The organism is Sphingomonas sp. (genome assembly GCF_042095875.1).
Classification (GTDB): Bacteria; Pseudomonadota; Alphaproteobacteria; order Sphingomonadales; family Sphingomonadaceae; genus Sphingomonas.
In genome coordinates, this window is record NZ_JBELMJ010000005.1 from 72,912 (window position 1) to 96,118 (window position 23,207).

Consider the following 23,207-nt stretch of genomic DNA (forward strand, 5'->3'; position numbering starts at 1 on the left):
AATGAAGATCAAGGTCGCGAGCTACAACATGCGCAAGGGGATCGGCACCGATCGCCGGCGCGACCCGCAACGCATCCTCGACGTCCTGTCCGAGATCGACGCCGACATCGTCGCGCTGCAGGAGGCCGATCGCCGCTTCGGCACCCGCGCCGCGGTCATCACCCCGCACCTGCTGGAGGAGCATGGCGGGTGGAAGGCGGTCGGCTTCGGCGTCCGCGCGCTCAGCTCGGGGTGGCACGGCAACGCGCTGCTGGTGCGCCGTTCCGCGACGATCGACGATTGCGAGGTGCTCCACCTCCCCGCGCTCGAACCGCGCGGTGCGGTGATGGCCGACGTCACCGTGCGCGACGCCACCGTGCGCGTCGTCGGCATGCACCTTGACCTCTCAGGATTGTGGCGGCGGCGGCAGGCGCACACCATCCTGACGCACGTGGCGGCCAGCGCACGACAGCACCCGACGGTGATGATGGGCGACCTGAACGAGTGGAGCCGCGGGTCGGGCTGCCTGCGCGATTTCGCGCACAGCTTCGCCTTCGCCGAGACCGGCCCCAGCTTCCACGCGCGCCGCCCGATCGCGCGGCTCGACCGCATCATGGCCTCGCGCGAGTTGCGCATCACCGCGTGCGGCGTCCATGCCAGCGCCGCCGCGCGCCGCGCGTCCGACCACCTGCCGATCTGGGCCGAGATCACGGCCGCGTGAGCGACGACGCGCCACCGCCGCCGCGCCCACGCGACAAGGAACTGCGGCTCGCGCTCGTCTGCTACGGCGGGATCAGCCTCGCGGTCTACATGCACGGCATCACCAAGGAGGTCTGGCACCTCGCCCGCGCCAGCCGCGCGCACCACGACACGGGAGAGGCGCTGTCCGGCTCCGCGCGCGTCTACGCCGACCTGCTGGCCGAGATGGGCGACACGGCCGGCATCTCGCTCCGCATCCTGCCCGACATCGTCGCCGGCGCCAGCGCGGGCGGGATCAACGGCATCTTCCTGGCGCAGGCGATCGCCGCCGGCCAGTCGCTCGACCCCTTGACCGACCTGTGGCTCGACGGCGCCGATGTCGAGCGGCTGATCGACGCCGACGCCGCACCCGCCTCGCGCTTCTCCAAGGTTTGGGCGCTGCCGATCGCCTGGATGGCGGCGGGGCGCAGCGCCGATCAGCTCGACGCGCTGGACGAGCCCACGCGCGAGGAAGTGCGCGCCAAGATGTCGCACTTCATCCGCTCGCGCTGGTTCGAGCCGCCCTTCTCCGGCGCGGGCTTCACCGCCATGCTGCTGGACGCGTTCGACGCGATGGCGACCGCGCCGCGCGGGCCCCGCCTGCTCCCGCCGGGGCAGCCGCTCGATCTGTTCGTCACCGTCACCGATTTCACCGGCCACCCCGAACGGCTGGAGCTGCACTCGCCGCCCGAGGTTACCGAGACCGAGCACCGCCTCGTCTTCCCCTTCACCGACCACGGCGCGAGCTGCGACACGCTCGCCGACGCGGCCGAGCTGACCTTCGCCGCGCGCGCGACCTCCAGCTTCCCCGGCGCCTTTCCCCCGCTCACCGTCGCCGAACTCGACCGGGTGATCGAGACGCGCGGCGCGGACTGGCCCAGCCGCGATGCCTTCCTGCGCCGCGTGCTGCCGCGCCAATCGGCCGCCAACACGATCGACAAGACCGCGCTGATAGACGGCTCCGTGCTCGCCAACGCGCCGTTCCGCCCCGCGATCGACGCGCTGCGCAACCGTCCCGCGCGGCGCGAGATCGACCGGCGGTTCGTCTACATCGACCCCTCGCCCGGTACCAAGTTCCGCCTATCCGGCGCGAGCGACGGCGTGCCCGGCTTCTTTCAGACGATCCTGGGCGCGATCAGCGAGCTGCCACGACAGCAACCGATCCGCGACAACCTGGAGGCGCTCGCCGAGCGGTCGCGCCGCATCGAGCGGATGCGGACGATCCTCGAGGCGATCCGTCCCAACGTCGAGCGCGAGATCGAGCAATTGTTCGGCCGCACCTTCTTCCTCGATCGCCCGACTGCCGCGCGGCTGGTCGCGTGGCGACGGCGCGCGCAGACCGCCGCTGCCGAGCGCGCCGGCTTCTCCTACGCCGGCTACGGCCACCTGAAGACCGCCAATGTCGTCGAGTTCGTCGCCACGCTGCTCCACGCGATCGGCGGCGCGCCGGGTGCGCAGCGCTGGAGCAACACGCGCGCGCGGATCGACCAGGCGCTCGCCGCGCGCGGTGTCACCGCCAATGCCGTCTTCATCGGCGAGGGCAGCGAGGCGACGATCGCGTTCCTGCGCACCTTCGATCTCGACTTCCGCGTCCGCCGCCTCCGCCTGCTCGCGCGCCGCATCGGAGAGGCGGAGAGCGAGGCGGGCGCGGAGACGCTCGAACCGCTGCGCCGCGCCGTCTACGACTCGCTCGCCAGCTACCTCGACGCGCGCCGGCCCGAATCGCACCGCGCGCTGCGCCACGCCGTGCGCGCGCTGCGCGACGATGCCGAGCCGCTGCTTGGCGCCCTAGGCACCGCGCTGGACCTGACCGATCTCGACGCGCAGACCGACGCGCGCATCGCCGCCGCACTCGCCGAATTGCCGCGCGAGTGGCGTCGCGCGATGCTGCTCAACTACCTCGGCTTCCCCTACGTCGACGTCGCCACGCTGCCGCTGCTCCAGGGCGAGGGCACCGACGAGTATGATCGGATCCGCGTTGACCGCATCTCCCCCGACGATGCGCGGTCGATCCGCAGCGGCGGCGCGGAAGCGACGTTGAAAGGCATCCAGTACAACAGCTTCGGCGCCTTCTTCAGCCGCGCCTACCGCGAGAACGACTATCTATGGGGTCGCCTGCACGGGGCCGAGCGGATGATCGACATCGCGGTCTCCACGCTGCCCGCGACCGCGCGGCTGCGCGCCGGCCGCGTCGCCGCGATCAAGCGCGCCGCATTCCTCGCCATCCTCGACGAGGAGGAGCCGCGGCTCTCCGCCGTGCCCGCCCTCGTCGCCTCGCTGCGGCGCGAACTCGGCTGAAGGCTGGCCAAAGTCGCCCGCCCGCGATAGCGTCGCGGGCGATGCAGTTCCTGAAGATCCTGTTCTGGTGCCTGCTGGCGTTCATCGCCGCGGTGTTCACCTTCGGCAATTGGACCACGGTGTCGATCCAGCTGTTCGGCGGTCTGGTGATGGAGATCAATCTTCCGCTTCTGCTGCTGCTCACCTTCCTGCTCGGGTTCGTGCCGACGCTGATCTACCAGCACGTCGTGCGCTGGCGGCTGCGCCAGCGGCTCTCCGCCGCCGAGCGCGCGCTGGCGAGCACCCGCTCGATCATCGACGCCGCGTCGCCCGAGCCTGCGCCGCCGCCGCCCTCCGCCGCTCTTGCCCCCTCGACCGCCGCGCCTGAGACGATCTGATGTCCAACCGCATCTTCGTCGCGCTGGACACGCCCGACCTCGACCGCGCGCGTGGGCTGGCGCAGAAGGTGCGCCATCACGTCGGCGGCGTGAAGCTGGGGCTCGAGTTCTTCTGCGCCAACGGTCCCGCCGGCGTCCGCGCGATCGAGGACATCGGCCTGCCCGTCTTCCTTGACCTGAAGCTCCACGACATCCCCAACACTGTGGCGAAAGCGGTGCAGTCGCTCGCCCCGCTCCGGCCCGCCGTGCTGACCGTCCACGCCAGCGGCGGCCGCGCGATGCTGGAGGATGCCAAGGCTGCGGCGCATCCCGCCACGCGCGTGGTGGCGGTGACGATGCTCACCAGCCTCGACGACGGCGACCTGTCCGCGATCGGCGTCGGTGGCAGCGCGCACGATCACGTCCTGCGCCTCGCCGATCTCGCGCGCGAGGCGGGGCTCGATGGCATCGTCTGCTCGGGCGCAGAGGTACAGGCGGCGCACCGCGCCTGGCCGAAGGGCTATTTCGTCGTCCCCGGCGTCCGTCCCGTTGATGGCGCGACCGGCGACCAGAAACGCGTTGTGACGCCGCGCCGCGCGCTCGACGACGGCGCCTCCATGCTCGTGATCGGTCGCCCCATTTCCCAGGCGAGCGATCCCGACAAGGCCGCGCGCGCAATCGCCGCGACGCTGTGAACGAGGCGATCGGCATGGAGGACGGTCACGCGCTGGTGGACGATGTGCGCGCCGCCGCGCGGCGCCACAATCTCACCTGGAGCACGCTCGTCCCCGACCGCTTCACGATCAATCACGCCGCCGAGGCGGCCGAGGAGGCCGCCTACGCCGAGATGGCGGTCGCCAAGCGCGCGCTCCGCGACCACATCTGCCGGACGTACGGCATCACGGTGGAGGAACTCGCCAGCCTCGCGATGCCGTGATCGCTCGTCGCGTTGGTGCTGGCGGCTTCCCGCTGCTAAGGCGCCGTCCATGCCGTTATCCGCCAAGATCTGTGGGCTCTCGACGCCCGCCACCATCGACGCTGCGGTGGCAGGCGGCGCGACTCACGTCGGGTTTGTCTTCTTCCCGCCCTCGCCGCGCGACCTGTCGTTCGAGCAGGCCGCCGCGCTCGCCGCGCGAATACCCGACCACGTCACCCGCGTCGGCGTTTTCGTCGACCCCGATGACGAAACGATCGCGCGCGCCGCACGAGCCGGACGCTTGTCCGCGATCCAGCTTCACGGGACCGTAGCCGCGCGCGTCGCCCACCTGCGGCAACTGACCAGGCTGAAGACCTGGGCCGCGATCCCGGTCAAGACCCGCGCCGACCTCGACGCCGCCCGCTCTCAGGTTGGCGCGGCCGACCGCCTGCTGTTCGATGCCAAGACGCCCGCGGATGCGGCGCTGCCCGGCGGCATGGGTGTGCGGTTCGACTGGTCGCTGCTCGACGGCTTCCGTTCGCCGCTGCCTTGGGCCCTGTCGGGCGGGCTCGATGCGGCGAACGTCGCCGAGGCCGTGGCGCGTACCGGCGCCACGTTGGTCGACACCTCGTCGGGCGTCGAGGACGCGCCCGGCGTCAAGAGCGTGGACAAGATCACCACCTTCCTGCAATCGGTCGCCCGACTATGACGCTTTTATCCGAACTCGCGGCGCCCAACAGCTTCCGCCAGCAGCCAGACTCGCGCGGCCATTTCGGCGACTACGGCGGCCGCTACGTCGCGGAAACGCTGATGCCGCTGATCCTCGAACTCGAGCGCGCCTATCGCGCGGCGAAGGACGATCCGGCGTTCCAGGCGCAGTTCGACGATTTGCTCGAACATTACGTCGGCCGCCCCAGCCCGCTCTACTATGCCGAACGGCTCACGGAGGCGCTGCGCGACAGCGCGCCGGGCGGCATGGGGCCGGAAATCTGGTTCAAGCGCGACGAGCTCAATCACACCGGCGCGCACAAGATTAACAATTGTGTGGGCCAGATCCTGCTCGCCATCCGCATGGGCAAGACCCGCATCATCGCCGAAACCGGCGCGGGGCAGCACGGCGTCGCGACCGCAACCGTCTGCGCGCGCTTCGGCCTGCCATGCGTCATCTACATGGGCGCGAAGGACATCGAGCGGCAGGCGCCCAACGTGTTCCGCATGAAGCTGCTCGGCGCCGAGGTCCGCGCAGTGGAGAGTGGCGCGCGCACGCTGAAGGACGCGATGAACGAGGCGCTGCGCGACTGGGTCGCGAACGTCCACGACACCTTCTACATCATCGGAACCGCGGCGGGGCCGCACCCCTATCCCGAACTCGTCCGCGACTTTCAGAGCGTAATCGGGCGCGAAGCGCGCGCGCAGATGCTGTCGCGCACCGGTCGCCTGCCCGACCTGCTCGTCGCCGCGATCGGCGGCGGATCGAACGCGATCGGCCTATTCCACCCCTTTCTCGACGACGCCGACGTGCAGATGCTCGGCGTCGAGGCAGCGGGCGAAGGGCTCGACGCCAAGCATGCCGCCAGCCTCGCCGGCGGCTTCCCCGGCGTGCTCCACGGCAACAAGACCTACCTGCTTCAGGACGACGACGGACAGATCGCGGAAGCGCACTCGATTTCCGCCGGGCTCGACTATCCCGGCATCGGCCCCGAGCACGCCTGGCTCAAGGACATCGGCCGCGTCACCTATACCAGCGTCACCGACCGCGAGGCACTCGAAGCTTTCCAGTTGCTCTGCCGTGTCGAAGGGATCATCCCCGCGCTCGAACCCTCGCACGCGATCGCAGCCGTCGCCGCCAAGTCGAAGGAAATGCGACGCGATCAGGTGATCCTCGCCAATCTGTGCGGTCGCGGCGACAAGGACATCTTTACCGTGGCCGAGGCGCTCGGGGTGGCGATCTGATGTCGCGCCTCTCCGACGCCTTTCGCGCCGACCGTCCCGCGCTCGTCACCTTCGTGACCGCCGGCGACCCAGACGTCGCGACCACGCCCGCGATCCTCGACGCGCTGGTCGCGGGCGGGGCGGACGTGATCGAACTCGGCATGCCCTTCACCGACCCGATGGCGGACGGCCCCGCGATCCAGGCCGCGAACATCCGCAGCCTCGAAGGCGGCACGACGACCGCCGACATCCTCGGCATCGCCGCGGGCTTTCGCGCGCGTCACCCGGACGTGCCGCTGGTGCTGATGGGTTACGCCAATCCGATGCTGCGGCGCGGCGCCGCGTGGTTCGCGGACGCTGCACGCGAGGCCGGCGTCGACGGCGTGATCTGCGTCGACGTACCGCCCGAGGAGGACGACGCGCTCGGCCCCGCGCTGCGCGACGCCGGGCTGGACCTGATCCGCCTCGCCACGCCGACCACCGACGTTGCGCGCCTGCCCGAAGTGGTGAACGGCGCGTCCGGCTTCCTCTACTACGTCTCGGTCGCCGGCATCACCGGCCTGCAGCAGGCGCAGCAGGCGTCGATCGAGCAGGCGGTCGCGCGGTTGAAGCAGGCGACCGACGTGCCCGTCGCCGTCGGCTTCGGCGTCCGCACACCCGATCAGGCGCGCGCAATCGGCGCGGTCGCCGACGGAGTCGTCGTCGGCTCGGCGATCGTCGAGATCGTCGCGGCGCACGGCACGCAAGCGCCCGCCCACGTCACCACCTATGTTCGCGGCCTGTCCGACGCGCTCGCCTCGGCCCGCAAGGAAGCAGCACGATGAGCTGGTTAAGCAATGTTCGCAACGCCTTGTCCGCCATTGTTCCGGCGGGCAAGCAACAGACACCCGAGAATTTGTGGCACAAGTGCAAGGGCTGCGGGACGATGGTCTTCACCAAGGAGCTGGAGGAGAACCTCCACGTCTGCCCGACGTGCGACCATCACGATCGCATCGGCCCGGCCGAGCGCTTCGCCTACCTGTTCGACGACGGCACCGCGCAACCGCTCGCCCCGCCCAAGGCGCCCGAGGATCCTCTCAAGTTCCGCGACTCGAAGCGCTACGTCGATCGGCTCAAGGCGGCGCGCGCAGACACGGGCGAGCAGGACGCGTTCGTCAACGCGCGCGGGCTGATCCACGGGCGCAAGGTCGTGATCGGCGTCCAGGACTTCGCCTTCATGGGCGGCTCGATGGGCCAGGCCGTGGGCGAAGCGTTCATCCAAGGTGTCGAGGCCGCGATCGCCGATCACGCGCCCTACGTCGTCTTCACCGCCTCGGGCGGAGCGCGGATGCAGGAAGGCATCCTCAGCCTGATGCAGATGCCGCGCAGCACCGTCGCGATCCAGATGCTCCACGACGTCGGTCTGCCCTATATCGTCGTGCTGACCGACCCGACCTCGGGCGGGGTCATGGCGGCCTACGCGATGCTCGGCGACATCCATGTCGCCGAGCCCAAGGCGACGCTCGCCTTTACCGGCCGCCGCGTGATCGAGAACACGATCCGCGAGAAGCTGCCCGACGATTTCCAGACCAGCGAATATTATCTCGAGCACGGCATGATCGACATGGTCGTCCACCGCAAGGACCTGCGCGACCGCCTCTCCAGCGTGATCGGCTATCTCTGCGCGGAACGCAGCGCCGCTTGAGGATCGCCGGCTCGCCGCGTCGGCTCGGTCCGGCGCGGTGAGCCGCACGCTGATCCGTAGCCGCAATCCGGGAACGTCCTCTTGCCCGACCATGCCCGCTCCGCCGACCCCGCCGTCCAGGCGCAACTCGACCGGCTGTGGGCGCTCTCGCCCGGTGCGGACGTGCTCGGGCTGGGGCGCATCACGCAGCTGCTCGCGCGGCTCGGCGATCCGCAGCGCGACCTGCCACCGGTGTTCCACGTTGCGGGCACCAACGGCAAGGGCTCGACCTGCGCCTTCCTGCGCGCCGCGCTAGAGGCTGCCGGCTACCGCGTCCACGCCTATACCAGCCCGCACCTCGTCCGCTTCAACGAGCGTATCCGTCTCGCCGGCAGGCTGATCGACGACGCCGCGCTCGCTTCGCTGCTCGCCGAAGTGCTCGACGTCGCGGGAGACATCGGCGCGAGCTTCTTCGAGGTGACCACGGCCGCCGCCCTGCTCGCCTTCGCGCGCACGCCCGCCGACGCCTGCGTGATCGAGGTCGGGCTCGGCGGACGGCTCGACGCGACCAACGTGCTGCCGACCGCGGCGGCATGCGGCATCGCCGCGCTCGGCATGGATCACGAGGCGTTCCTCGGCGACACATTGCCGCTGATCGCCGCGGAGAAGGCCGGGATCGCCAAGCCGGGCGTTCCGCTCGTCACCATGTCCTACCCGCGCGAGATCGCGGCGGTCATCGCCGATATGGCCGACCGACGCGGCGCTCTCCTGCTTGCGCGCGGTGTCGCGTGGCACGGCGAGCTGGACGACGCGACGCTCCAGTACCGCGACGCACGCGGCGCGCTCGAGCTCCCGCTGCCGCGCCTCCACGGCGCGCATCAGGCCGACAATCTCGCACTCGCCACCGCGATGCTGCGCCACCAGCGCGCCTTGATGGTACCGATTGAGGCTATCGCCGCCGCCTCGGCCGGCGCATTCTGGCCCGCGCGACTCCAGCGCCTCTCGCCCGGCCCGCTCGTCGACCTGCTGCCGTCCGGGACGCCGCTCTGGCTCGACGGCGGCCACAACAGCTCTGCCGGCGCGGCGCTCGCTCAGGCGTTGCCGCAACTCGGCATCCGTGGTGACACGACCCTGATCCTCGGCATGCTCGCGAACAAGGACGCGGCAGGCTTTCTGCAACCGATCGCGCCGCTACTGTCGCGTGTGGTCGCCATTACCGTTCCCGACCACGCGAGCCACGCACCGGCCGCGCTCGTCGACATCGCCAGACAGTTCGCCATCCCATCGACACACGAGGCAAGCAACGTGTCCGAGGCACTCAAGATCGTCGCGCAAGACACTGATGGGCCGGAGAAAACACCCATCCTCATCGCCGGCTCGCTCTACCTCGCCGGAGACGTCCTCGCCCGCAACGACGAACTACCGAGCTGACAGTCCTGATTGCGATTGACTTGCAATAGCGAAGCGGGGAGGATGTGCGGACGAGAAGGAGTCGCTCGCGATGACCACCACCGCCACGCTGTCTGCCCTGCCCAACACGCTGCCATCCTGTGCCAACGCGCGCGTCGCGCTGTTCGCGATTCGGCGGATGGGGGCGAACGGCCTCGGAGACGCGCGCGCCGCCCACGTCTTCGTCACCACCTTCGGTGAAGGCTTCCGGCGTCCGCTGACGCTCGCGCGCGCGCTGATGGCGGACATGGCCGCGACCTCGTCGATGCCGATCGCGATCGCGCCGTGCTGCTGCGCGCGCATGACCGCCTCGGAAGGCGCGCTGCTGTCTGTCCTCGCGCGGGTCGAGTTCGCGCCGGACGCCGCGCTGCTGCTGATGCAGGACCTGCTCGGCCATCGCCGCGTCGACGGCGTGCTGGCCAGCGCCGCCGCGCTCGCCGCCGCCTTCACCGACGAGGGGCACCCGATCAGCGCCTGATCGGCGTCACCGCGGCGCCCCGTCGCGCGCGTCGCCCCCGCCCTCGATGCCGGCGCTGCCGACCGAACGGTCGATCAACCCCGCCCTGCTCATCCACCAGAACAGCGCGACGCCGGGCAGCGCCAGCACCGTGGTGAGCACGTAGAACTCGACGTAGCCCAGCCGTTCCACCAGCAACCCGGCGGTCGTTCCCGTCAGGACGCGCCCGACCACGCTCGTCGCCGCCGAGATGAGCGCATACTGCGCCGCGGTAAAGCGCAGGTCGGTCAGCGCGGAGAAATACGCCACCAGCGTCACGCCTCCGATGCCGCTGGCGATGTTCTCGAACCCGATCGCGCCCGCCATCCCGACGTTGCTGTGCCCGCTCGCGGCCAGCAGCCCGAACGACAGGTTGCTCACTGCCATCAGCACCAGGCTGAGCAGCACTGAGCGCTTCAGCCCCATTCGCGCGTACAGCACGCCGCCGATGAAGATGCCGACCAGATACGCCCAGAACCCGACGCCGACGTCGAAGAAGGCGATCTCGTCGTTGCTGAACCGCAGATCGTCGAACAACAGCCGGAACGTCAGATTGGCCAGCGTGTCGCCGACCTTGTGGATCAGGATGAAAAGCAGCACCAGCCACGCGCCGCTGCGCGCGAAGAACTCCGCGAACGGCTGCCAGATCGCGCGGATCGCGCTCGCCAGGCCCCGCCGCTCGCCGCGCACCTGGCGTCGCACCGGCTCGCCGAGCAGCAGTCCCGCGACCATTGCGGGCAGCGCCAGTGCGGCGCAGGCGAGGTACGCCGCCGCCCAGCCGTGCCGCGCCGCGATCACCAGGGCGAGCGCGCCCGCGCCGGCCGATCCGATCCGCCAGCCGTACTGGCTCATGCCCGAACCCACGCCCAATCGCCGTGGCTCCAGTATCTCGATGCGATAGGCGTCGATCACGATGTCGAATGTCGCCCCCGCCACGCCGACCAGGATCGCGGCGGTCGCCGTTGCCGAGATCGACGCGCTCGGGTCGACCAGCGCCAGATTGGCGACCGCCGCGATGACCAGCACGCCCGCGAGCAGCAGCCACGACACGCGCTGCCCCATGCGCCCGAGCACCGGTATCCGCACGCCATCGACCAGCCACGCCCACAGGAACTTCAGGTTGTAGACGAGGAAGGCAAGGCTGAACGCGGTGACCGTCTTCTTGTCGATGCCCGCCTGCGACAGACGCGTCGTCAGCGTGGCCGCGATCATCGAATAAGGGAAGCCGGACGAGATACCGAGCGCGAGCGACGCCAGCGGCGCGCGCTCGAAGTAGGGCGCGACGCCGTCACGCCATGTCTGCCGCTTTCCGTTCACCGATCCCGGCGCTGACGCCATCACTTGCTCCTACGCGATTTGCGCCGGACCCTAGCGGGAAAAGATGGGCAGGTAAGCCACCAACGCATTTGCGACGCGCGCGGCCCGACGCCGGCGGCGACGTGTCAGTCGGGCGTGACGTACAGCTCAAACCCTTGCGGCAGCCGCTTCGTCGCGCGTCCCGCCATCGCCGCGTCGACCGCGTCGATCGCGCCCAGCAGGTCGCGCTCCTGGAACGGCTTGGCGAGGAAGCCGACTGCCAGCGCGCGCGCCTCGGGCGGGCACGTCCCGGTGACGAACATCACCGGGATCGACCGCTCGCCCGCCGCGCGCGCCACGTCGATGCCGCTGCCGTCCGCCAGCCGCACGTCCGCCAGGATCAGGTCGACCTTCTCGGTCGCGCCCGCGATTTCGCGCCGCGCGTCCGCCACCCGGTCGACGGTGGCGATCACCTCGTAACCGTGCTCGCGCAGCATCCGCTCGGTGTCGAACGCGATCAACGGCTCGTCCTCGACGACGAGCAGCCGGGTGATCAATCGCTGCTTTCGTCCGAACAACATGCGTGACGCTTCCATCGTTACGCTCCCACAACGCAAAAGCGTGATTTCGGTCGCAAATATTTGACAGCGTTCGAACACGCGGCGCTAAGGCGGGCGAATGGCCGAGGAAACGTCGCTGCACCGTATCGCCAAACTGCTCGCGCGCGCGGGCGTCGCGTCGCGTCGCGACGTCGAACGCATGATCGAGGACGGCCGCGTGGCGCTGAACGGCGAGCGGCTCGACACGCCCGCGACGCTGCTGGCGACGCTCGCCGGCGTCACGGTCGATGGCGAACCCGTCGCCGAGGCGGAGCCGACGCGCCTGTTCCTGTTCCACAAGCCCGCGGGCTACCTGACCGCCGCGCGCGACCCGATGGGCCGCCCGACGATCTACGATCGCCTGCCCGCCGACCTGCCCCGGCTGGTGCCGGTCGGGCGCCTCGACCTCAACACCGAGGGGCTGCTGCTCCTCACCACCGACGGCGAGTTCAAGCGCCAGCTCGAACTACCCTCGACCGGGGTCGAGCGCGCCTATCGCGCGCGCGCCTACGGCGACATCACGCAGGCGCAGCTCGAGGCGCTGATCGACGGCGTCGAAATCGACGGCATCCGCTACGGCAGCATCGATGCCAACCTCGAACGCCGCACCGGCGCCAACGTCTGGGTCGAGATGATCCTGACCGAGGGCAAGAACCGCGAGGTGCGCCGCGTACTCGAATACCTCGGGCTCCAGGTCAGCCGCCTGATCCGTACGCGCTACGGCCCGTTCGTCATGGGCGACCTGCCCGTCGGCGGCATCGGCGAGGTGCGCGGCGCCGACCTCGTCGCCTTTCGCAACAGCCTTAAGGGCAACACACGGCTCGCGCCCGAGCAGGCCGGCACGATCACGGCCAGCGCGATCCGCCCCGGCTCCGCTGCGCGACCGGCCACGTCTTCTCGCCCGCGTGCCGAGCGCCTGCCGGAGCCGACGAGCGACCGTGCGCCCGCATCCGCGCGGGGTGCCGGCTACGACCCGACTCACGCACCGCGGGCCGGCAGCGATCGCGTCCAGACCCGCGGCGCCTTCGGCACAGGTGCCGCCCGCAGCGCGTCCGGCGAGAAGGATCGCACCACCCCGCGCGCACCGGCGTTCGGCGAGAGAGGCCGTACCCGCGCGCCGCAGAACACCAACGAACCCGACGCCGCGCGCACCCGCCGTCAGATCCAACCTCCTCGCCCCGCACCCTCCGCCGAACAGCCGCGCGCCCGTCCGGACCTCGCCATGCGGGGCGAGCGCAGCAGCGATCGCGCCACTTTGCGCAACCGCTCGGGCGCGATCGACCCGACGCACGCCGCACGCCCGTTCCGCGACACCGCCGCGCGCGGCGCGCGACAGCGACCGACGCCCGACGATCGCGATCCACGCAACGCTCGGGACACCGCGCGTCCCGAAGGCGGCCGATCGCAGCGCCAGGGCCGCCATGCGCCCACCGATGCTCAGGCCAAGCCCGTCAGGCCGCGCCACGACGAGCCGAGCGACGCGCCGCGCCCGCCGCGGCCCGAGCGCAAGCCCGGCTGGGCACGCGCCAAGCCCAAGGGGGGCGCCAAGCCCGGCACGCGCCCCGGAAAGCCGCGCAAGTGAGGATCGTCGCCGGCGACTGGCGCGGCCGCGCGCTCACCGCGCCCAAGGGCGACACCACGCGTCCCACCGCCGACCGCACGCGCGAGGCGTTGTTCTCGATGCTCGCCAGCCGCGTCGGCAGCTTCGACGGGCTCGCGGTCGCGGACCTGTTCGCGGGCTCGGGCGCGCTGGGGCTGGAGGCATTGTCGCGCGGCGCCGCCTCGTGCCTGTTCGTCGAGCAGGACCGCGCCGCACTCGACGCGCTGCGCGCCAACGTCGCGACGCTCGCCGCGGGCACGCGCGCGACGGTTCGCGCGGGCTCGGTGCTGGCGCTCGGCCCCGCGCCCGCCCCGCTCGACGTCGTGATGATGGACCCGCCCTACGCTTCGGGCGCGGGCGCGGTCGCGGCGGATAAGCTCGCGCGGCTCGGCTGGATCGGCCACGCGACCTGGCTCACGATCGAGACCGGCCGCGCCGAGCCGATCGCGCTCGCCGGCTACGTGGTCGACGCGGAGCGGCAGTACGGCCGCGCGCGCCTGACGGTCCTGCGCCGCGACGCCTGAGCCACACTACACGCCGGGCAGCACCGCCGGGCGCGCGCGCCCCTCGCGCATCAGCAGCAATGCCGCCAGGCTGGTCAGCGACAGCACCGCCAGATACCCGCCGACCCACGCCAGCCCGCCGCGCTGCACCAGCCACTGCGCCGCGACCGGGGTCAGCCCGCCACCGATGATCCCCGCCATGTTGAACGCCAGACTGACGCCGGTGTAGCGCACCCGCGCCGGGAACAGCCCCGGCAACCACGCGCCGAGCGGCCCGTAGACGAACCCCATTACGAACAGCGCGAAGGCGAGGCTCGCGAACATCGCCGGCATCGACCCCGACCCCAGCCCCGGCACCAGCACGAACCCTGCCACCACCGCGCCGACGCAGCCCCAGGCGAGCACATGCCCCGGCGTCGTCCGGTCCGCCCACACTCCCGACAGCGCGATCCCGACGGCCATGAACAGGATCGCCGCCAGCTGCAGCCCAAGGAACCCCTGCGTATTCACCCCCAGCGTCTTGGTCGCGTAGCCGAGCGCGAAGGCGGTCGCGATGTAATAGACCGCGAAGCACGCCACCGCGCCGAACGTCCCGCCCAGTGCCCGCCGCCAGTGATGCCGCAGCAGCTCGCCCATCGGCACCGTCGGCGGCGGGCCTTCCTCCACCATCGCGGCGAAGGCGGGCGTTTCGCTGATCTTGAGCCTGACCCACAGCCCCAGCCCGACCAGCACCACCGACAGCAGGAACGGCACGCGCCATCCCCAGGCCAGGAACTGCGCCGGCGTCATCACCAGCCCGATCACCAGGAACAACCCGTTAGCCGCGATGAACCCGACCGGCGCGCCGAGCTGCGGCACCATACCGTAGCCCCCGCGCTTCCCCGCCGGCGCATTCTCCACCGCCAGCAGCGCCGCCCCGCCCCATTCGCCGCCCAGCCCGAACCCCTGCCCGAACCGCAGCACGCATAGCAGGACCGGCGCCAGCAGCCCCGCGGTCGCGTAGGTCGGCAGGAACGCGATCGCGAGCGTCGACCCGCCCATCAGCATCAAACTCGCGACCAGCGTCGACTTGCGCCCGATCCGGTCGCCGTAGTGGCCGAACGCCCAGGCACCCACCGGGCGTGCGAAGAACGCCACCGCCAGGCTGGCGTAGGAGGCGAGCAGCTGCACCGACGCGTCCTCGCTCGGGAAGAACAGCGGCCCGAACACCAGCGACGCCGCAGTCGCGTAGATGTAGAAATCGTAGAACTCGACCGAGGTGCCGACCAGGCTGGCGAGCAGGATGCGTTGATGCGAGGCGGGGCTGGACATGGCAGCGTCATCGGAACCGACCGGCCCCGCGTCAACGCGCAACCGCCACCCACCCGACATTTCGCCGCGGTCACGAAATCGCGCCCGGCTGCAACACGCGCGCAACACGTCGCGCCTATCTCAAGGTCGTCGGCGCTTTTCCCCCTGTTGGGCGCCGGCACGCGGATCGGGCAACTCCCCCCTCGGCCGGTCCCTTCCCTGAACTACGGGGCGGCTCGACGCAGGGCCGCCCCGGATTTTACCGCAGACCGCTGGCTCAGAACGCGCCGCGCTCGACCAGCTGCAGCAGCAACCAGTAGAGCGTGCCCGACAGCAGCATCGCGACCGGCAACGTCATCAGCCACGCCGCCGCGAGCTGGATCAGCGTGCGCCGCTGCAACCCCATCCCGCTCGCCACCGACGCGCCCGCGACGCCCGACGACAGGATGTGCGTCGTCGACACCGGCAGTCCGAAGCGATCCGCCGCCAAGATCGTCCCCGCCGCGACCAGCTCGGCGGAGGCACCCATGCCGTAGGTCATGTGCTGCTTGCCGATCTTCTCGCCCACCGTCACGACGATCCGCTTCCACCCGATCATCGTGCCGAGCCCGAGCGCGAGCGCGACCGCCACCTTGACCCACAGCGGGATGTAGCGCGTGCCCGCCTCCAGCCGCGCGCGGTAATCGTCGAGCCGCTCGACCTCCGCCTCGCCGAAGCGGGCGGCCGGGTCCTTGGCGATCATCCGCGTCGCGTCGAGCACGAGGTACATGTCGTTGCGCAGATTGGGCGTGGCGGAGGCTGGCACCCGGTCGAGCGAGCCGTAGCTCGCGACCCGTCGCGCCAGGTCGCGCGACAGCGTCGTGGTGGCGCCGTAGACCTGCGCGTTCGTCACCGCGCGCCGCGCCACCGCGTCGGTCAACACCGGCCGCGCGCGCTCCAGCGGCACGTCGCCCGCGCCGCGCCGCTCCAGCACCTGCGCCGCCGCAGTCGCGCTGGCGTAGAAGGCGGGGGTCGCGCTCGCGGGCAAGGTGCGGTTGAGCGCGTAGGCGGTCGGCGCGCACCCGATCAGGATCAGCATGATCAGCCCCATGCCCTTCTGCCCGTCGTTCGACCCGTGGCTGAACGAGACGGCGGTGCAAGTGAACACCAGCAGCGCACGGATGCCGCGCGGCGGCGGAGCGTCGCCCTCTGGCGCCTGCATCAGCGTCGGATTGCGCGCTACCGCGCGCAGCACGACCAGCATCAGCATCGCCGCGCCGAACCCGATCAGCGGTGCCATCCACAATCCGGTCAGCACCTTGGTCGCCTGGCTCCAGTCGACCCCCGCCGTGCCGCCCGCACCCCGGTTCAGCAGCTGGTTGGCGAGCCCGACGCCCAGCACCGATCCGATCAGCGTGTGGCTCGACGAATTGGGCAGGCCGACGTACCAGGTGGCGAGGTTCCACATTACCGCCGCCAGCAGCAGCGCGAAGATCATCGCGAACCCCGCGCCCGACCCGACGTTCAGCACGAGGTCGACCGGCAACAACGTCACGATCGAGTAGGCGACCGCGCCCGACGACAGCATCACGCCCAGGAAGTTGAAGAATCCCGACCACATCACCGCCAGGTTGGCGGGCATCGAATTGGTGTAGATGACGGTCGCGACCGCGTTGGCGGTGTCGTGGAACCCGTTCACGAACTCGAACCCGAGCGCGATCAGTAGCGCGAGCCCCAGGAACAGGAACACGCCGGTCGCGAGCTGCTCGCCGACCTGCTGCGTGTCGAGGAACACGCTGACCCCGGCATAAGCGAAGCCGGCCACCACCAGCGCGGCGAAGACCCAGCGCGCGATCGGGTGCGCCGGCCGGTTCAGCTCGACCGCGCGCGACGGCTGCGACGACTCGGGCGGCGCGAAGACGGTGCTTGCCATGCGATCTTCCCTGTTCCCGCCGCGTGACGCTTTGATGACAGCGCTAGCGAGCGTGCTCGTCACGAGCGCTCCGTCCTGACACGCCGACGCGCTGGTCGACCGGCACGTCCGCACCGCTCGCCGACCTGCCGCGTGACCGTCTGGCACTCGGCCGTCGTTTCGCGTTTGTTCCCGACGATTGCGCCGCACGGCATCCCTGCCTACGTGCAATCACGTGACCGACACCCAGCTTGCCTCGCCGCCCTATCTCGCCACGCTGAACGACCCGCAACGTGAGGCGGTGCTCACCACCGACGGCCCGGTGCTCGTGCTGGCGGGCGCCGGCACCGGCAAGACCGCCGCGCTGACCGCGCGGCTCGCGCACCTGCTCTACACGCGCCGCGCCTGGCCGTCCGAGATCCTCTCGGTCACCTTCACCAACAAGGCCGCGCGCGAGATGCGCGAGCGCGTCGGGCGCTTGGTCGGCGAGGCGGTCGAGGGCATGCCGTGGCTCGGCACCTTTCACGCGATCGGTGCCAAGATGCTGCGACGCCACGCCGAGCTCGTCGGGCTGCAATCCAATTTCACCATCCTCGACACCGACGACCAGCTCCGCCTGCTCAAGCAGCTGATCGTCGCCGCCGACATCGATGAGAAGCGCTTCCCCGCGCGCAGCCTCGCCGGGCTGATCGACGAGTGGAAGAACAAGGGGCTGACCCCGCGCGAGATCGACGCGGGCGAGAGCGAGCGCTACGCGAACGGCCGCGGCGGCGAGCTGTACGACCAGTATCAGGCGCGGCTGAAGGCGGTGAACGCCTGCGACTTCGGCGACCTGCTGCTCCACGTCCTCACCATCCTGAAGAACAACCGCGAGGTGCTGGAGCAGTATCAGCAGCGCTTCCGCTACATCATGGTGGACGAGTATCAGGACACCAACTCGGTCCAGTACCTCTGGCTGCGGCTGCTCGCGCAGGAACGTCGCAACATCTGCTGCGTCGGCGACGACGACCAGTCAATCTACTCGTGGCGCGGCGCGCAGGTGGAGAACATCCTGAAGTTCGAGAAGGATTTCCCCGGCGCCAAGGTGATCCGGCTCGAACAGAATTACCGCTCCACCCCGCACATCCTCGGCGCCGCGTCGGGCGTCATCGCCAACAACGGCGGACGGCTCGGCAAGCAGTTGTGGACCGAGCTCGACGCCGGCGAGAAGGTGCGCGTCATCGGCGTGTGGGACGGACCCGAAGAAGCGCGTCGCGTGTCCGACGAGGTCGAAGCGTGCCAGCGTGCCGGCAGGAGCCTCGACGACATCGCCATCCTGGTGCGCGCGCAGCACCAGACGCGCGAGTTCGAGGACCGCTTCATCTCGGTCGGCCTGCCCTATCGCATCGTCGGCGGCTTCCGCTTCTACGAGCGCGCGGAGATCCGCGACGCGCTCGCCTATCTCCGCATCGTCAACCAGCCCGCCGACGACCTCGCGTTCGAGCGGATCGTCAACGTGCCAAAGCGCGGGCTGGGCGACAAGGCGGTGGCGAAGCTCCACCAGCTCGCGCGCGCCGAGGGGCTGCCGCTCAGCCTCGCCGCCGCGCGCATCCTCGACAGCGACGAGCTGACGCCGCAGGCACGCAAGTCGCTCGGCCGCTTCGTCGGCGACGTCGCGCGCTGGCGCGACATGGCGCGCGACCTGCCCCATCCCGAACTCGCGCGGCAGCTGCTCGACGAGAGCGGCTACACCGCGATGCTCCAGGCGGAGAAGACGACCGAGGCCGCCGGGCGGCTGGAGAATCTGTCCGAACTCGTCCGCGCGATGGAGGAATACGAGAACCTCGGCGCGTTCCTCGAACACGTCAGCCTCGTCATGGACAATGAGGCCACGCGCGAGGACCCCAAGATCACGATCATGACGATCCACGCCGCCAAGGGGCTGGAGTATGACACCGTGTTCCTCGTCGGCTGGGAGGAAGGGCTGTTCCCGTCGCAGCGCGCGCTCGACGAGGGCGGCAGCCGCAGCCTGGAGGAGGAGCGCCGCCTCGCCTACGTCGCGATCACGCGCGCGCGCCGCCGCGCGGTCATCATCCACGCCGCCAACCGCCGCATCTATGGCCAGTGGACCAGCTCGATCCCGTCGCGTTTCGTCGGCGAGCTGCCGGCCGATCACGTCGACAGCGAGACCACCATGTCGGGGGGCGAGAGCCTGTGGCGCGCCAACTGGACCGAGCGCGCCGACCCGTTCGCCGACGTGTCGCGCGGTGCCGGCCGCGGTCCCGGATGGCAGCGCGCCGCGGGCACGCTGGGCGCCAAGCCCGGCGGCGAGTGGACCAGCCGCACCTTCACGCGCGAGCCCGCCCGCGTGGTGGAGGGCCGCGCCAGCGCGGTCAGCATCGGCAACAAGGGCCGCGGCGACCTGTCGCTCGGCCAGCGCGTGTTCCACCAGAAGTTCGGCTACGGCGCGATCGCGGAGATAGAGGGCAACAAGCTCGAGATCGACTTCGAGCAGGCCGGGCGCAAGCGCGTGATGGACAGCTTCGTTACGCCGAGCTGACGACGACCGTTGTCACAGGCTCATCCTGAGAGCCCGCTTCTGGCTGTCCTACAACTCTCCTACCCACTAGGCTGCTCCTGTACCCGCGTCGGCGTTGAAATCGCACCGAAAAGAATCCTCGCCGACGACGCTCATTGGACTGACCTTTGCCTCACCTTCCGCGTTGTCGCACGCGGAGGTGCCCATGTCCGAGACTGCCGAGAAGTCCGATCCCGAGCTGTGGGAGAAGGTGAAGGACGAGATCACCGCCGGTGCCAAGGGCGGCAAGAAGGGCCAATGGTCAGCGCGCAAGGCGCAGATGGCGGTGCAGGAGTACAAGAAGCGCGGCGGCGGCTACGTCGGCGAGCAGGACGAGCATAACTCGCTCCACGAGTGGACCGAGGAGGATTGGGGCACCAAGTCCGGCAAGAAGAGCGGCGAGACCGGCGAGCGCTACCTGCCCAAGGAAGCACGCGAGAAGCTGACCGACGAGGAGTACAAGCGCACCACCGCCAAGAAGCGCGCCGACACGAAGAAGGGCAAGCAATTCTCCGCCCAGCCCAAGGATGTGGCGGATAAGACACGCTCGGCACGCGACCATCGCACCAAGGCGGAGCTGTACGAGGAGGCCAAGAAGCGCGACATTCCGGGCCGGTCGAAGATGTCGAAGGACGAACTGCTCAGCGCGCTGAGTTGAGCCGCACCGCACCGCTCGCCCATAACGCCCACCAGATGATCAGCGGCTGCAGCGCGAGCCGCGGCGCGTGGTACCAGATCGGCAGCCCCGTCCCGCTCCACAGGTCCTGGATCGCGTGCTGCACGTTCGCCGGCCACACGCACAAAGCGTAGGCAGCCAGCGCCCACCCGGCTGCGCGGCGCCACCTCACGCTCAACAACGCCGCCGCGCCTGCCAACTCGCACACCCCTGTCGCGATCACCACGAACCGCGGCGCGGGCACCCATCGGGGCACGATGCGGGTCACCGCGTCAATGAAATACAGGTGCCCGACGCCGGCGAGCGCGTAGAACACGACCAGCACCCACCGCGAGACGCGCCTAGCCCTCGTCTCTCTCACTGCTCGATCGCGAGCAGCGTCACTCCCTCGTACTTGGCGTCCTTCGGCTGGAACAGCTCACTCGCCGTGAACCGCCGCGGGGTGACGCGCAGGCCCGTCAGGCCGGTCAGCTTGAACGCGCCGATCTTCGCCTCGCGCGGCGGCTGCCCGTCGCGCTCCAGCGTCAGCGCATCGAGGTAGATCTCGCCGTGCTTGGTGTACACGATATGCGGCGCCAGCGTCACCGTCCCGCGGTTGTAGTTGGCCGCGATCGCCTGCTGCTTCACGATCGCCTCGAAGACGAGCGGAACGGTGTCGGGAACAGCCGCCGCGGGTCGGTCCTCAGTCATGGTCAACGTCATTCACCTGTCATAACCGCATCTGCTGCAATGCAGCAACAACGGCCTGCGAAACGGCAGGTTTCCGAAGACCGGCGCGAAGGCGCCTCACTTCACCGGGTCCGGACCGAACAGCTTCTGCGCGAAATAGGTCATCTGCAACGCGTTCAACCGCGCGCCCTGCTCGATGTCGGCATCGCCCGAATGCCCGCCCGCCGTATCCTCGTAGAACAGGTAAGGCAGGCCATATTCTTTCATGCGCGCCGCGAACTTGCGCGCGTGCTGCGGTCCGACGCGATCGTCCTTGGTCGTCGTCCAGATGTACGGCTCGGGATAGTTCACCCCGCGCCGCAGGTTCTGATAGGGCGAGATCTTCTGGAGGAACGCCCGTTCCTCCGGCACGCTGACGCTGCCATACTCGTCGACCCACGACGCCCCCGCCGCAATGCCCTCGTAGCGGATCATGTCGAGCAGCGGCACCTGGATCGCCACCGCCTTCCACAGGTCGGGATGCTGGTTGAACTCGACTCCCATCAGCAGCCCGCCGTTCGATCCGCCGTAGATGCCGAGCTTCGCCGGGCTGGTCAGCTTGCGCGCGAACAGGTCTCGCGCCACCGCGGCGAAGTCGTCGTAGATGATCTGCCGCTTTGTCTTACGCCCCGCGTCGTGCCACGCCGGGCCGAACTCGCCGCCGCCGCGAATGTTCGCGAGCACGTAGGCCCCACCGCGCTCCAGCCAGAGCTTGCCCGTGATCGCGGCGTAACTGGGCGTCATCGACGCCTGGAATCCGCCATAAGCCGTCATCAGCGTCGGCGTGCTGCCATCGAGCCGTTCGCCTTTCCGGTGCACGACGAAATAAGGGATTTTGGTGCCGTCGCTAGACGTCGCCTCGAACTGCTTCGACACCAGTCCCGCTGCGTCGAAGCGCGCCGGTAGCGCCTTCACCTGATTGGGCGGCGCGTCGCTGCCCGCCGTCACCGACCACAAGGTCGTCGGCGCGAGAAAGCTGGTGACGCTCAGATAGGCATCGTCGCTCTGCTCGGTCGCGCTCGCGAGACCGATCGAGGCATTGTCGGGCAGCGCCAGCCGCTGCTGCGCCCACCCATCCGGGCCGTGCGTAAAGACCAGCGCGCGACCCCGCACATTGTCGTAGATGCTGGCGACGATGTGATGGCGCGTCGTGGTCACGCGATCGACCGACTGCCGCGCATCGGGCGCAAACACCAGCGTCGGCGTGAACCGGCCTTTCCTCACCTCGGTGAGCGGCGCCGACGCGATCGCGCCAGCGGGGATGCGTCCCCACGGATCGCTTGTCTCGAAGACGACCTGCCCGTCGATCAGGCCGGTAGCGAAGGTACGCGCCGGAACGTCGAGCCGCACCAGCTTGCCACCGTCCTCGATCAGCGTCTCGCCGGTGAAGAAAGTCGGCCGGCGTTGCACCAGCACCGCGCTGTTCCCCGCGCCGTCCTGCATTACCATGCCGTAGGTGCCGAGCTGGTCTTCGCGCTTGCCGCGGTAGACCTCCTCCGCTCGCGTCAGCGACTGTCCGCGCCGCAGCTTCTTCACGACAAACGGATAACCCGAGTCGGTCATCGTTCCGGCGCCCCAGTCGCGCGACACCAGCAGCGTGTCGGCGTCGATCCAGTCCGCGCCCTGCTTCGACGTCGGCAGCACGAAGCCGCCGCTCACGAAGGCGCCATCCTCCAGGTCGAACTCGCAATAGGTGACGGCGTCTTCGCCGCCCTCGGACAGCGCCACCAGGCACCGCCGTTCATCGGGCGCCAGACAGGTCAGCCCCTTCCAAACCCACTTCTTGTTCTCGGCCTTGCTCAGCGCGTCGAGATCAAGCGCGACGGTCCACGTCGGCGCAGCGTCGGCATAGCCGTCCCTGCTCGTCCAACGCAGCACGCCCTGCGGATGATCGGCATCGCGCCAGAAATTGTAGATGCGACCGCGCAACTGCATCGGCATCGCGATCCGATCCTTCGCCGCGGCGATCGCCAGCGCCTCGGCGTAGAAGCGGGCGTATCGCGGATCGTTCTGCAGCCGCGGCAAGGTGCGCGCATTCTCCGCCGCCACCCAGGCGAGCGGCTTGGCCCCATCCTTGTCCTCCAACCAGATGTAGGGATCGGTCGGCTGAGCCGCGGCGGTCGGTGCTGTGTCGGTCATGGAGCCGTTGTGGGTGGCCGCCTGTGCTCCCGCAACCAGCGCCAGCGCGATAAGGATCATCGGTCACTCCCCACGTCGATCCACCTCATGTGGCAAGGTCGCGGCTCGAGCACAATGCACG

At 70.0% G+C, this 23,207-nt stretch carries 22 protein-coding genes; 15 read left to right on the forward strand and 7 right to left on the reverse strand.

Annotation, left to right across the window (positions count from 1 at the left end; all coding sequences use genetic code 11):
• Position 1 precedes the first annotated feature (1 nt).
• The 11 genes from ACFDS6_RS03335 (at position 2) to ACFDS6_RS03385 (ending at position 9,809) form a co-directional block, all read left to right on the forward strand.
• The gene (locus tag ACFDS6_RS03335; RefSeq protein WP_375270684.1) at positions 2-700 is read left to right on the forward strand and encodes an endonuclease/exonuclease/phosphatase family protein; all 699 of its coding nucleotides are present in this window, start codon (positions 2-4) and stop codon (positions 698-700) included.
• Positions 697-3,015: a patatin-like protein gene (locus tag ACFDS6_RS03340; protein ID WP_375270685.1), complete on the forward strand. Its 2,319-nt coding sequence runs from the start codon at positions 697-699 to the stop codon at positions 3,013-3,015. The genes ACFDS6_RS03335 and ACFDS6_RS03340 overlap by 4 nt, the downstream gene beginning before the upstream one ends.
• A gap of 41 nt (positions 3,016-3,056) precedes the next feature.
• The gene (locus ACFDS6_RS03345) at positions 3,057-3,392 is read left to right on the forward strand and encodes a lipopolysaccharide assembly protein LapA domain-containing protein (protein WP_375270686.1); all 336 of its coding nucleotides are present in this window, start codon (positions 3,057-3,059) and stop codon (positions 3,390-3,392) included.
• Positions 3,392-4,066 (forward strand): orotidine-5'-phosphate decarboxylase, encoded by a 675-nt coding sequence (gene pyrF / locus ACFDS6_RS03350; protein WP_375270687.1) that lies wholly within the window; start codon positions 3,392-3,394, stop codon positions 4,064-4,066. The genes ACFDS6_RS03345 and pyrF overlap by 1 nt, the downstream gene beginning before the upstream one ends.
• 14 nt (positions 4,067-4,080) lie before the next feature.
• On the forward strand, positions 4,081-4,308 hold the full coding sequence (locus ACFDS6_RS03355) for a hypothetical protein (RefSeq protein ID WP_375270688.1): 228 nt from the start codon (positions 4,081-4,083) through the stop codon (positions 4,306-4,308).
• A gap of 49 nt (positions 4,309-4,357) precedes the next feature.
• On the forward strand, positions 4,358-4,996 hold the full coding sequence (locus tag ACFDS6_RS03360) for a phosphoribosylanthranilate isomerase (protein ID WP_375270689.1): 639 nt from the start codon (positions 4,358-4,360) through the stop codon (positions 4,994-4,996).
• A complete protein-coding gene (gene trpB / locus ACFDS6_RS03365; protein ID WP_375270690.1) occupies positions 4,993-6,240 on the forward strand; it encodes a tryptophan synthase subunit beta in 1,248 nt (415 codons plus the stop codon). The genes ACFDS6_RS03360 and trpB overlap by 4 nt, the downstream gene beginning before the upstream one ends.
• Positions 6,240-7,043: a tryptophan synthase subunit alpha gene (gene trpA / locus ACFDS6_RS03370; protein WP_375270691.1), complete on the forward strand. Its 804-nt coding sequence runs from the start codon at positions 6,240-6,242 to the stop codon at positions 7,041-7,043. The genes trpB and trpA overlap by 1 nt, the downstream gene beginning before the upstream one ends.
• Positions 7,040-7,903 carry an acetyl-CoA carboxylase, carboxyltransferase subunit beta gene (gene accD, locus ACFDS6_RS03375; protein WP_375270692.1) on the forward strand — a complete coding sequence of 288 codons (864 nt, stop codon included), beginning with the start codon at positions 7,040-7,042 and terminating at the stop codon, positions 7,901-7,903. The genes trpA and accD overlap by 4 nt, the downstream gene beginning before the upstream one ends.
• A gap of 81 nt (positions 7,904-7,984) precedes the next feature.
• Entirely contained in the window at positions 7,985-9,313 is a 1,329-nt protein-coding gene (locus ACFDS6_RS03380) for a bifunctional folylpolyglutamate synthase/dihydrofolate synthase (protein ID WP_375270693.1), read from the forward strand.
• A gap of 70 nt (positions 9,314-9,383) precedes the next feature.
• Positions 9,384-9,809 carry a DUF6628 family protein gene (locus ACFDS6_RS03385; RefSeq protein ID WP_375270694.1) on the forward strand — a complete coding sequence of 142 codons (426 nt, stop codon included), beginning with the start codon at positions 9,384-9,386 and terminating at the stop codon, positions 9,807-9,809.
• A 6-nt stretch (positions 9,810-9,815) separates the two neighbouring features.
• Here the strand turns inward: ACFDS6_RS03385 and ACFDS6_RS03390 are convergent, their stop codons facing one another.
• Together ACFDS6_RS03390 and ACFDS6_RS03395 are read right to left on the reverse strand one after the other, a co-directional pair.
• On the reverse strand, positions 9,816-11,165 hold the full coding sequence (locus ACFDS6_RS03390; RefSeq protein ID WP_375270695.1) for an MFS transporter: 1,350 nt from the start codon (positions 11,163-11,165) through the stop codon (positions 9,816-9,818).
• Positions 11,166-11,269: 104 nt separating this feature from the next.
• Complete coding sequence (locus tag ACFDS6_RS03395) at positions 11,270-11,704, reverse strand: response regulator (RefSeq protein ID WP_375270696.1); 435 nt, start codon at positions 11,702-11,704, stop codon at positions 11,270-11,272.
• 97 nt (positions 11,705-11,801) lie between these two features.
• Between ACFDS6_RS03395 and ACFDS6_RS03400 the strand changes: the two genes are divergently transcribed.
• Both ACFDS6_RS03400 and rsmD read left to right on the forward strand, forming a co-directional pair.
• Entirely contained in the window at positions 11,802-13,304 is a 1,503-nt protein-coding gene (locus tag ACFDS6_RS03400) for a pseudouridine synthase (protein ID WP_375270697.1), read from the forward strand.
• On the forward strand, positions 13,301-13,846 hold the full coding sequence (gene rsmD / locus ACFDS6_RS03405; RefSeq protein WP_375270698.1) for a 16S rRNA (guanine(966)-N(2))-methyltransferase RsmD: 546 nt from the start codon (positions 13,301-13,303) through the stop codon (positions 13,844-13,846). The genes ACFDS6_RS03400 and rsmD overlap by 4 nt, the downstream gene beginning before the upstream one ends.
• A gap of 6 nt (positions 13,847-13,852) precedes the next feature.
• Here rsmD and ACFDS6_RS03410 read toward each other — a convergent pair whose 3' ends face one another.
• Both ACFDS6_RS03410 and ACFDS6_RS03415 read right to left on the reverse strand, forming a co-directional pair.
• Positions 13,853-15,136 (reverse strand): MFS transporter, encoded by a 1,284-nt coding sequence (locus tag ACFDS6_RS03410; protein ID WP_375270699.1) that lies wholly within the window; start codon positions 15,134-15,136, stop codon positions 13,853-13,855.
• Positions 15,137-15,392: 256 nt separating this feature from the next.
• Positions 15,393-17,027 (reverse strand): inorganic phosphate transporter, encoded by a 1,635-nt coding sequence (locus ACFDS6_RS03415; RefSeq protein ID WP_375270700.1) that lies wholly within the window; start codon positions 17,025-17,027, stop codon positions 15,393-15,395.
• A 214-nt stretch (positions 17,028-17,241) separates the two neighbouring features.
• Here ACFDS6_RS03415 and ACFDS6_RS03420 point away from each other — a divergent pair, with 214 nt between their 5' ends.
• Both ACFDS6_RS03420 and ACFDS6_RS03425 read left to right on the forward strand, forming a co-directional pair.
• On the forward strand, positions 17,242-19,545 hold the full coding sequence (locus ACFDS6_RS03420) for an ATP-dependent helicase (RefSeq protein WP_375270701.1): 2,304 nt from the start codon (positions 17,242-17,244) through the stop codon (positions 19,543-19,545).
• A gap of 184 nt (positions 19,546-19,729) precedes the next feature.
• A complete protein-coding gene (locus tag ACFDS6_RS03425) occupies positions 19,730-20,221 on the forward strand; it encodes a hypothetical protein (protein ID WP_375270702.1) in 492 nt (163 codons plus the stop codon).
• Here ACFDS6_RS03425 and ACFDS6_RS03430 read toward each other — a convergent pair.
• From ACFDS6_RS03430 to ACFDS6_RS03440, 3 genes are all read right to left on the reverse strand, one after another.
• The gene (locus ACFDS6_RS03430; protein WP_375270703.1) at positions 20,205-20,564 is read right to left on the reverse strand and encodes a hypothetical protein; all 360 of its coding nucleotides are present in this window, start codon (positions 20,562-20,564) and stop codon (positions 20,205-20,207) included. The two genes, ACFDS6_RS03425 and ACFDS6_RS03430, sit on opposite strands and share 17 nt — an antisense overlap.
• Positions 20,565-20,596: 32 nt before the next feature.
• The gene (locus tag ACFDS6_RS03435; protein WP_375270704.1) at positions 20,597-20,929 is read right to left on the reverse strand and encodes a hypothetical protein; all 333 of its coding nucleotides are present in this window, start codon (positions 20,927-20,929) and stop codon (positions 20,597-20,599) included.
• A gap of 96 nt (positions 20,930-21,025) precedes the next feature.
• A complete protein-coding gene (locus ACFDS6_RS03440) occupies positions 21,026-23,146 on the reverse strand; it encodes a prolyl oligopeptidase family protein (protein ID WP_375270705.1) in 2,121 nt (706 codons plus the stop codon).
• Positions 23,147-23,207 lie beyond the last annotated feature (61 nt).

Coding starts and splice junctions, on each gene's coding strand:
- ACFDS6_RS03335 (WP_375270684.1), top strand. CDS start 2: ATGAAGATCAAGGTCGCGAGCTACAACATGCGCAAGGGGATCGGCACC.
- ACFDS6_RS03345 (WP_375270686.1), top strand. CDS start 3,057: ATGCAGTTCCTGAAGATCCTGTTCTGGTGCCTGCTGGCGTTCATCGCC.
- pyrF (WP_375270687.1), top strand. CDS start 3,392: ATGTCCAACCGCATCTTCGTCGCGCTGGACACGCCCGACCTCGACCGC.
- ACFDS6_RS03355 (WP_375270688.1), top strand. CDS start 4,081: ATGGAGGACGGTCACGCGCTGGTGGACGATGTGCGCGCCGCCGCGCGG.
- ACFDS6_RS03360 (WP_375270689.1), top strand. CDS start 4,358: ATGCCGTTATCCGCCAAGATCTGTGGGCTCTCGACGCCCGCCACCATC.
- trpB (WP_375270690.1), top strand. CDS start 4,993: ATGACGCTTTTATCCGAACTCGCGGCGCCCAACAGCTTCCGCCAGCAG.
- trpA (WP_375270691.1), top strand. CDS start 6,240: ATGTCGCGCCTCTCCGACGCCTTTCGCGCCGACCGTCCCGCGCTCGTC.
- accD (WP_375270692.1), top strand. CDS start 7,040: ATGAGCTGGTTAAGCAATGTTCGCAACGCCTTGTCCGCCATTGTTCCG.
- ACFDS6_RS03385 (WP_375270694.1), top strand. CDS start 9,384: ATGACCACCACCGCCACGCTGTCTGCCCTGCCCAACACGCTGCCATCC.
- ACFDS6_RS03390 (WP_375270695.1), bottom strand. CDS start 11,165: ATGGCGTCAGCGCCGGGATCGGTGAACGGAAAGCGGCAGACATGGCGT.
- ACFDS6_RS03395 (WP_375270696.1), bottom strand. CDS start 11,704: ATGTTGTTCGGACGAAAGCAGCGATTGATCACCCGGCTGCTCGTCGTC.
- ACFDS6_RS03400 (WP_375270697.1), top strand. CDS start 11,802: ATGGCCGAGGAAACGTCGCTGCACCGTATCGCCAAACTGCTCGCGCGC.
- ACFDS6_RS03410 (WP_375270699.1), bottom strand. CDS start 15,136: ATGTCCAGCCCCGCCTCGCATCAACGCATCCTGCTCGCCAGCCTGGTC.
- ACFDS6_RS03415 (WP_375270700.1), bottom strand. CDS start 17,027: ATGGCAAGCACCGTCTTCGCGCCGCCCGAGTCGTCGCAGCCGTCGCGC.
- ACFDS6_RS03425 (WP_375270702.1), top strand. CDS start 19,730: ATGTCCGAGACTGCCGAGAAGTCCGATCCCGAGCTGTGGGAGAAGGTG.
- ACFDS6_RS03435 (WP_375270704.1), bottom strand. CDS start 20,929: ATGACTGAGGACCGACCCGCGGCGGCTGTTCCCGACACCGTTCCGCTC.
- ACFDS6_RS03440 (WP_375270705.1), bottom strand. CDS start 23,146: ATGATCCTTATCGCGCTGGCGCTGGTTGCGGGAGCACAGGCGGCCACC.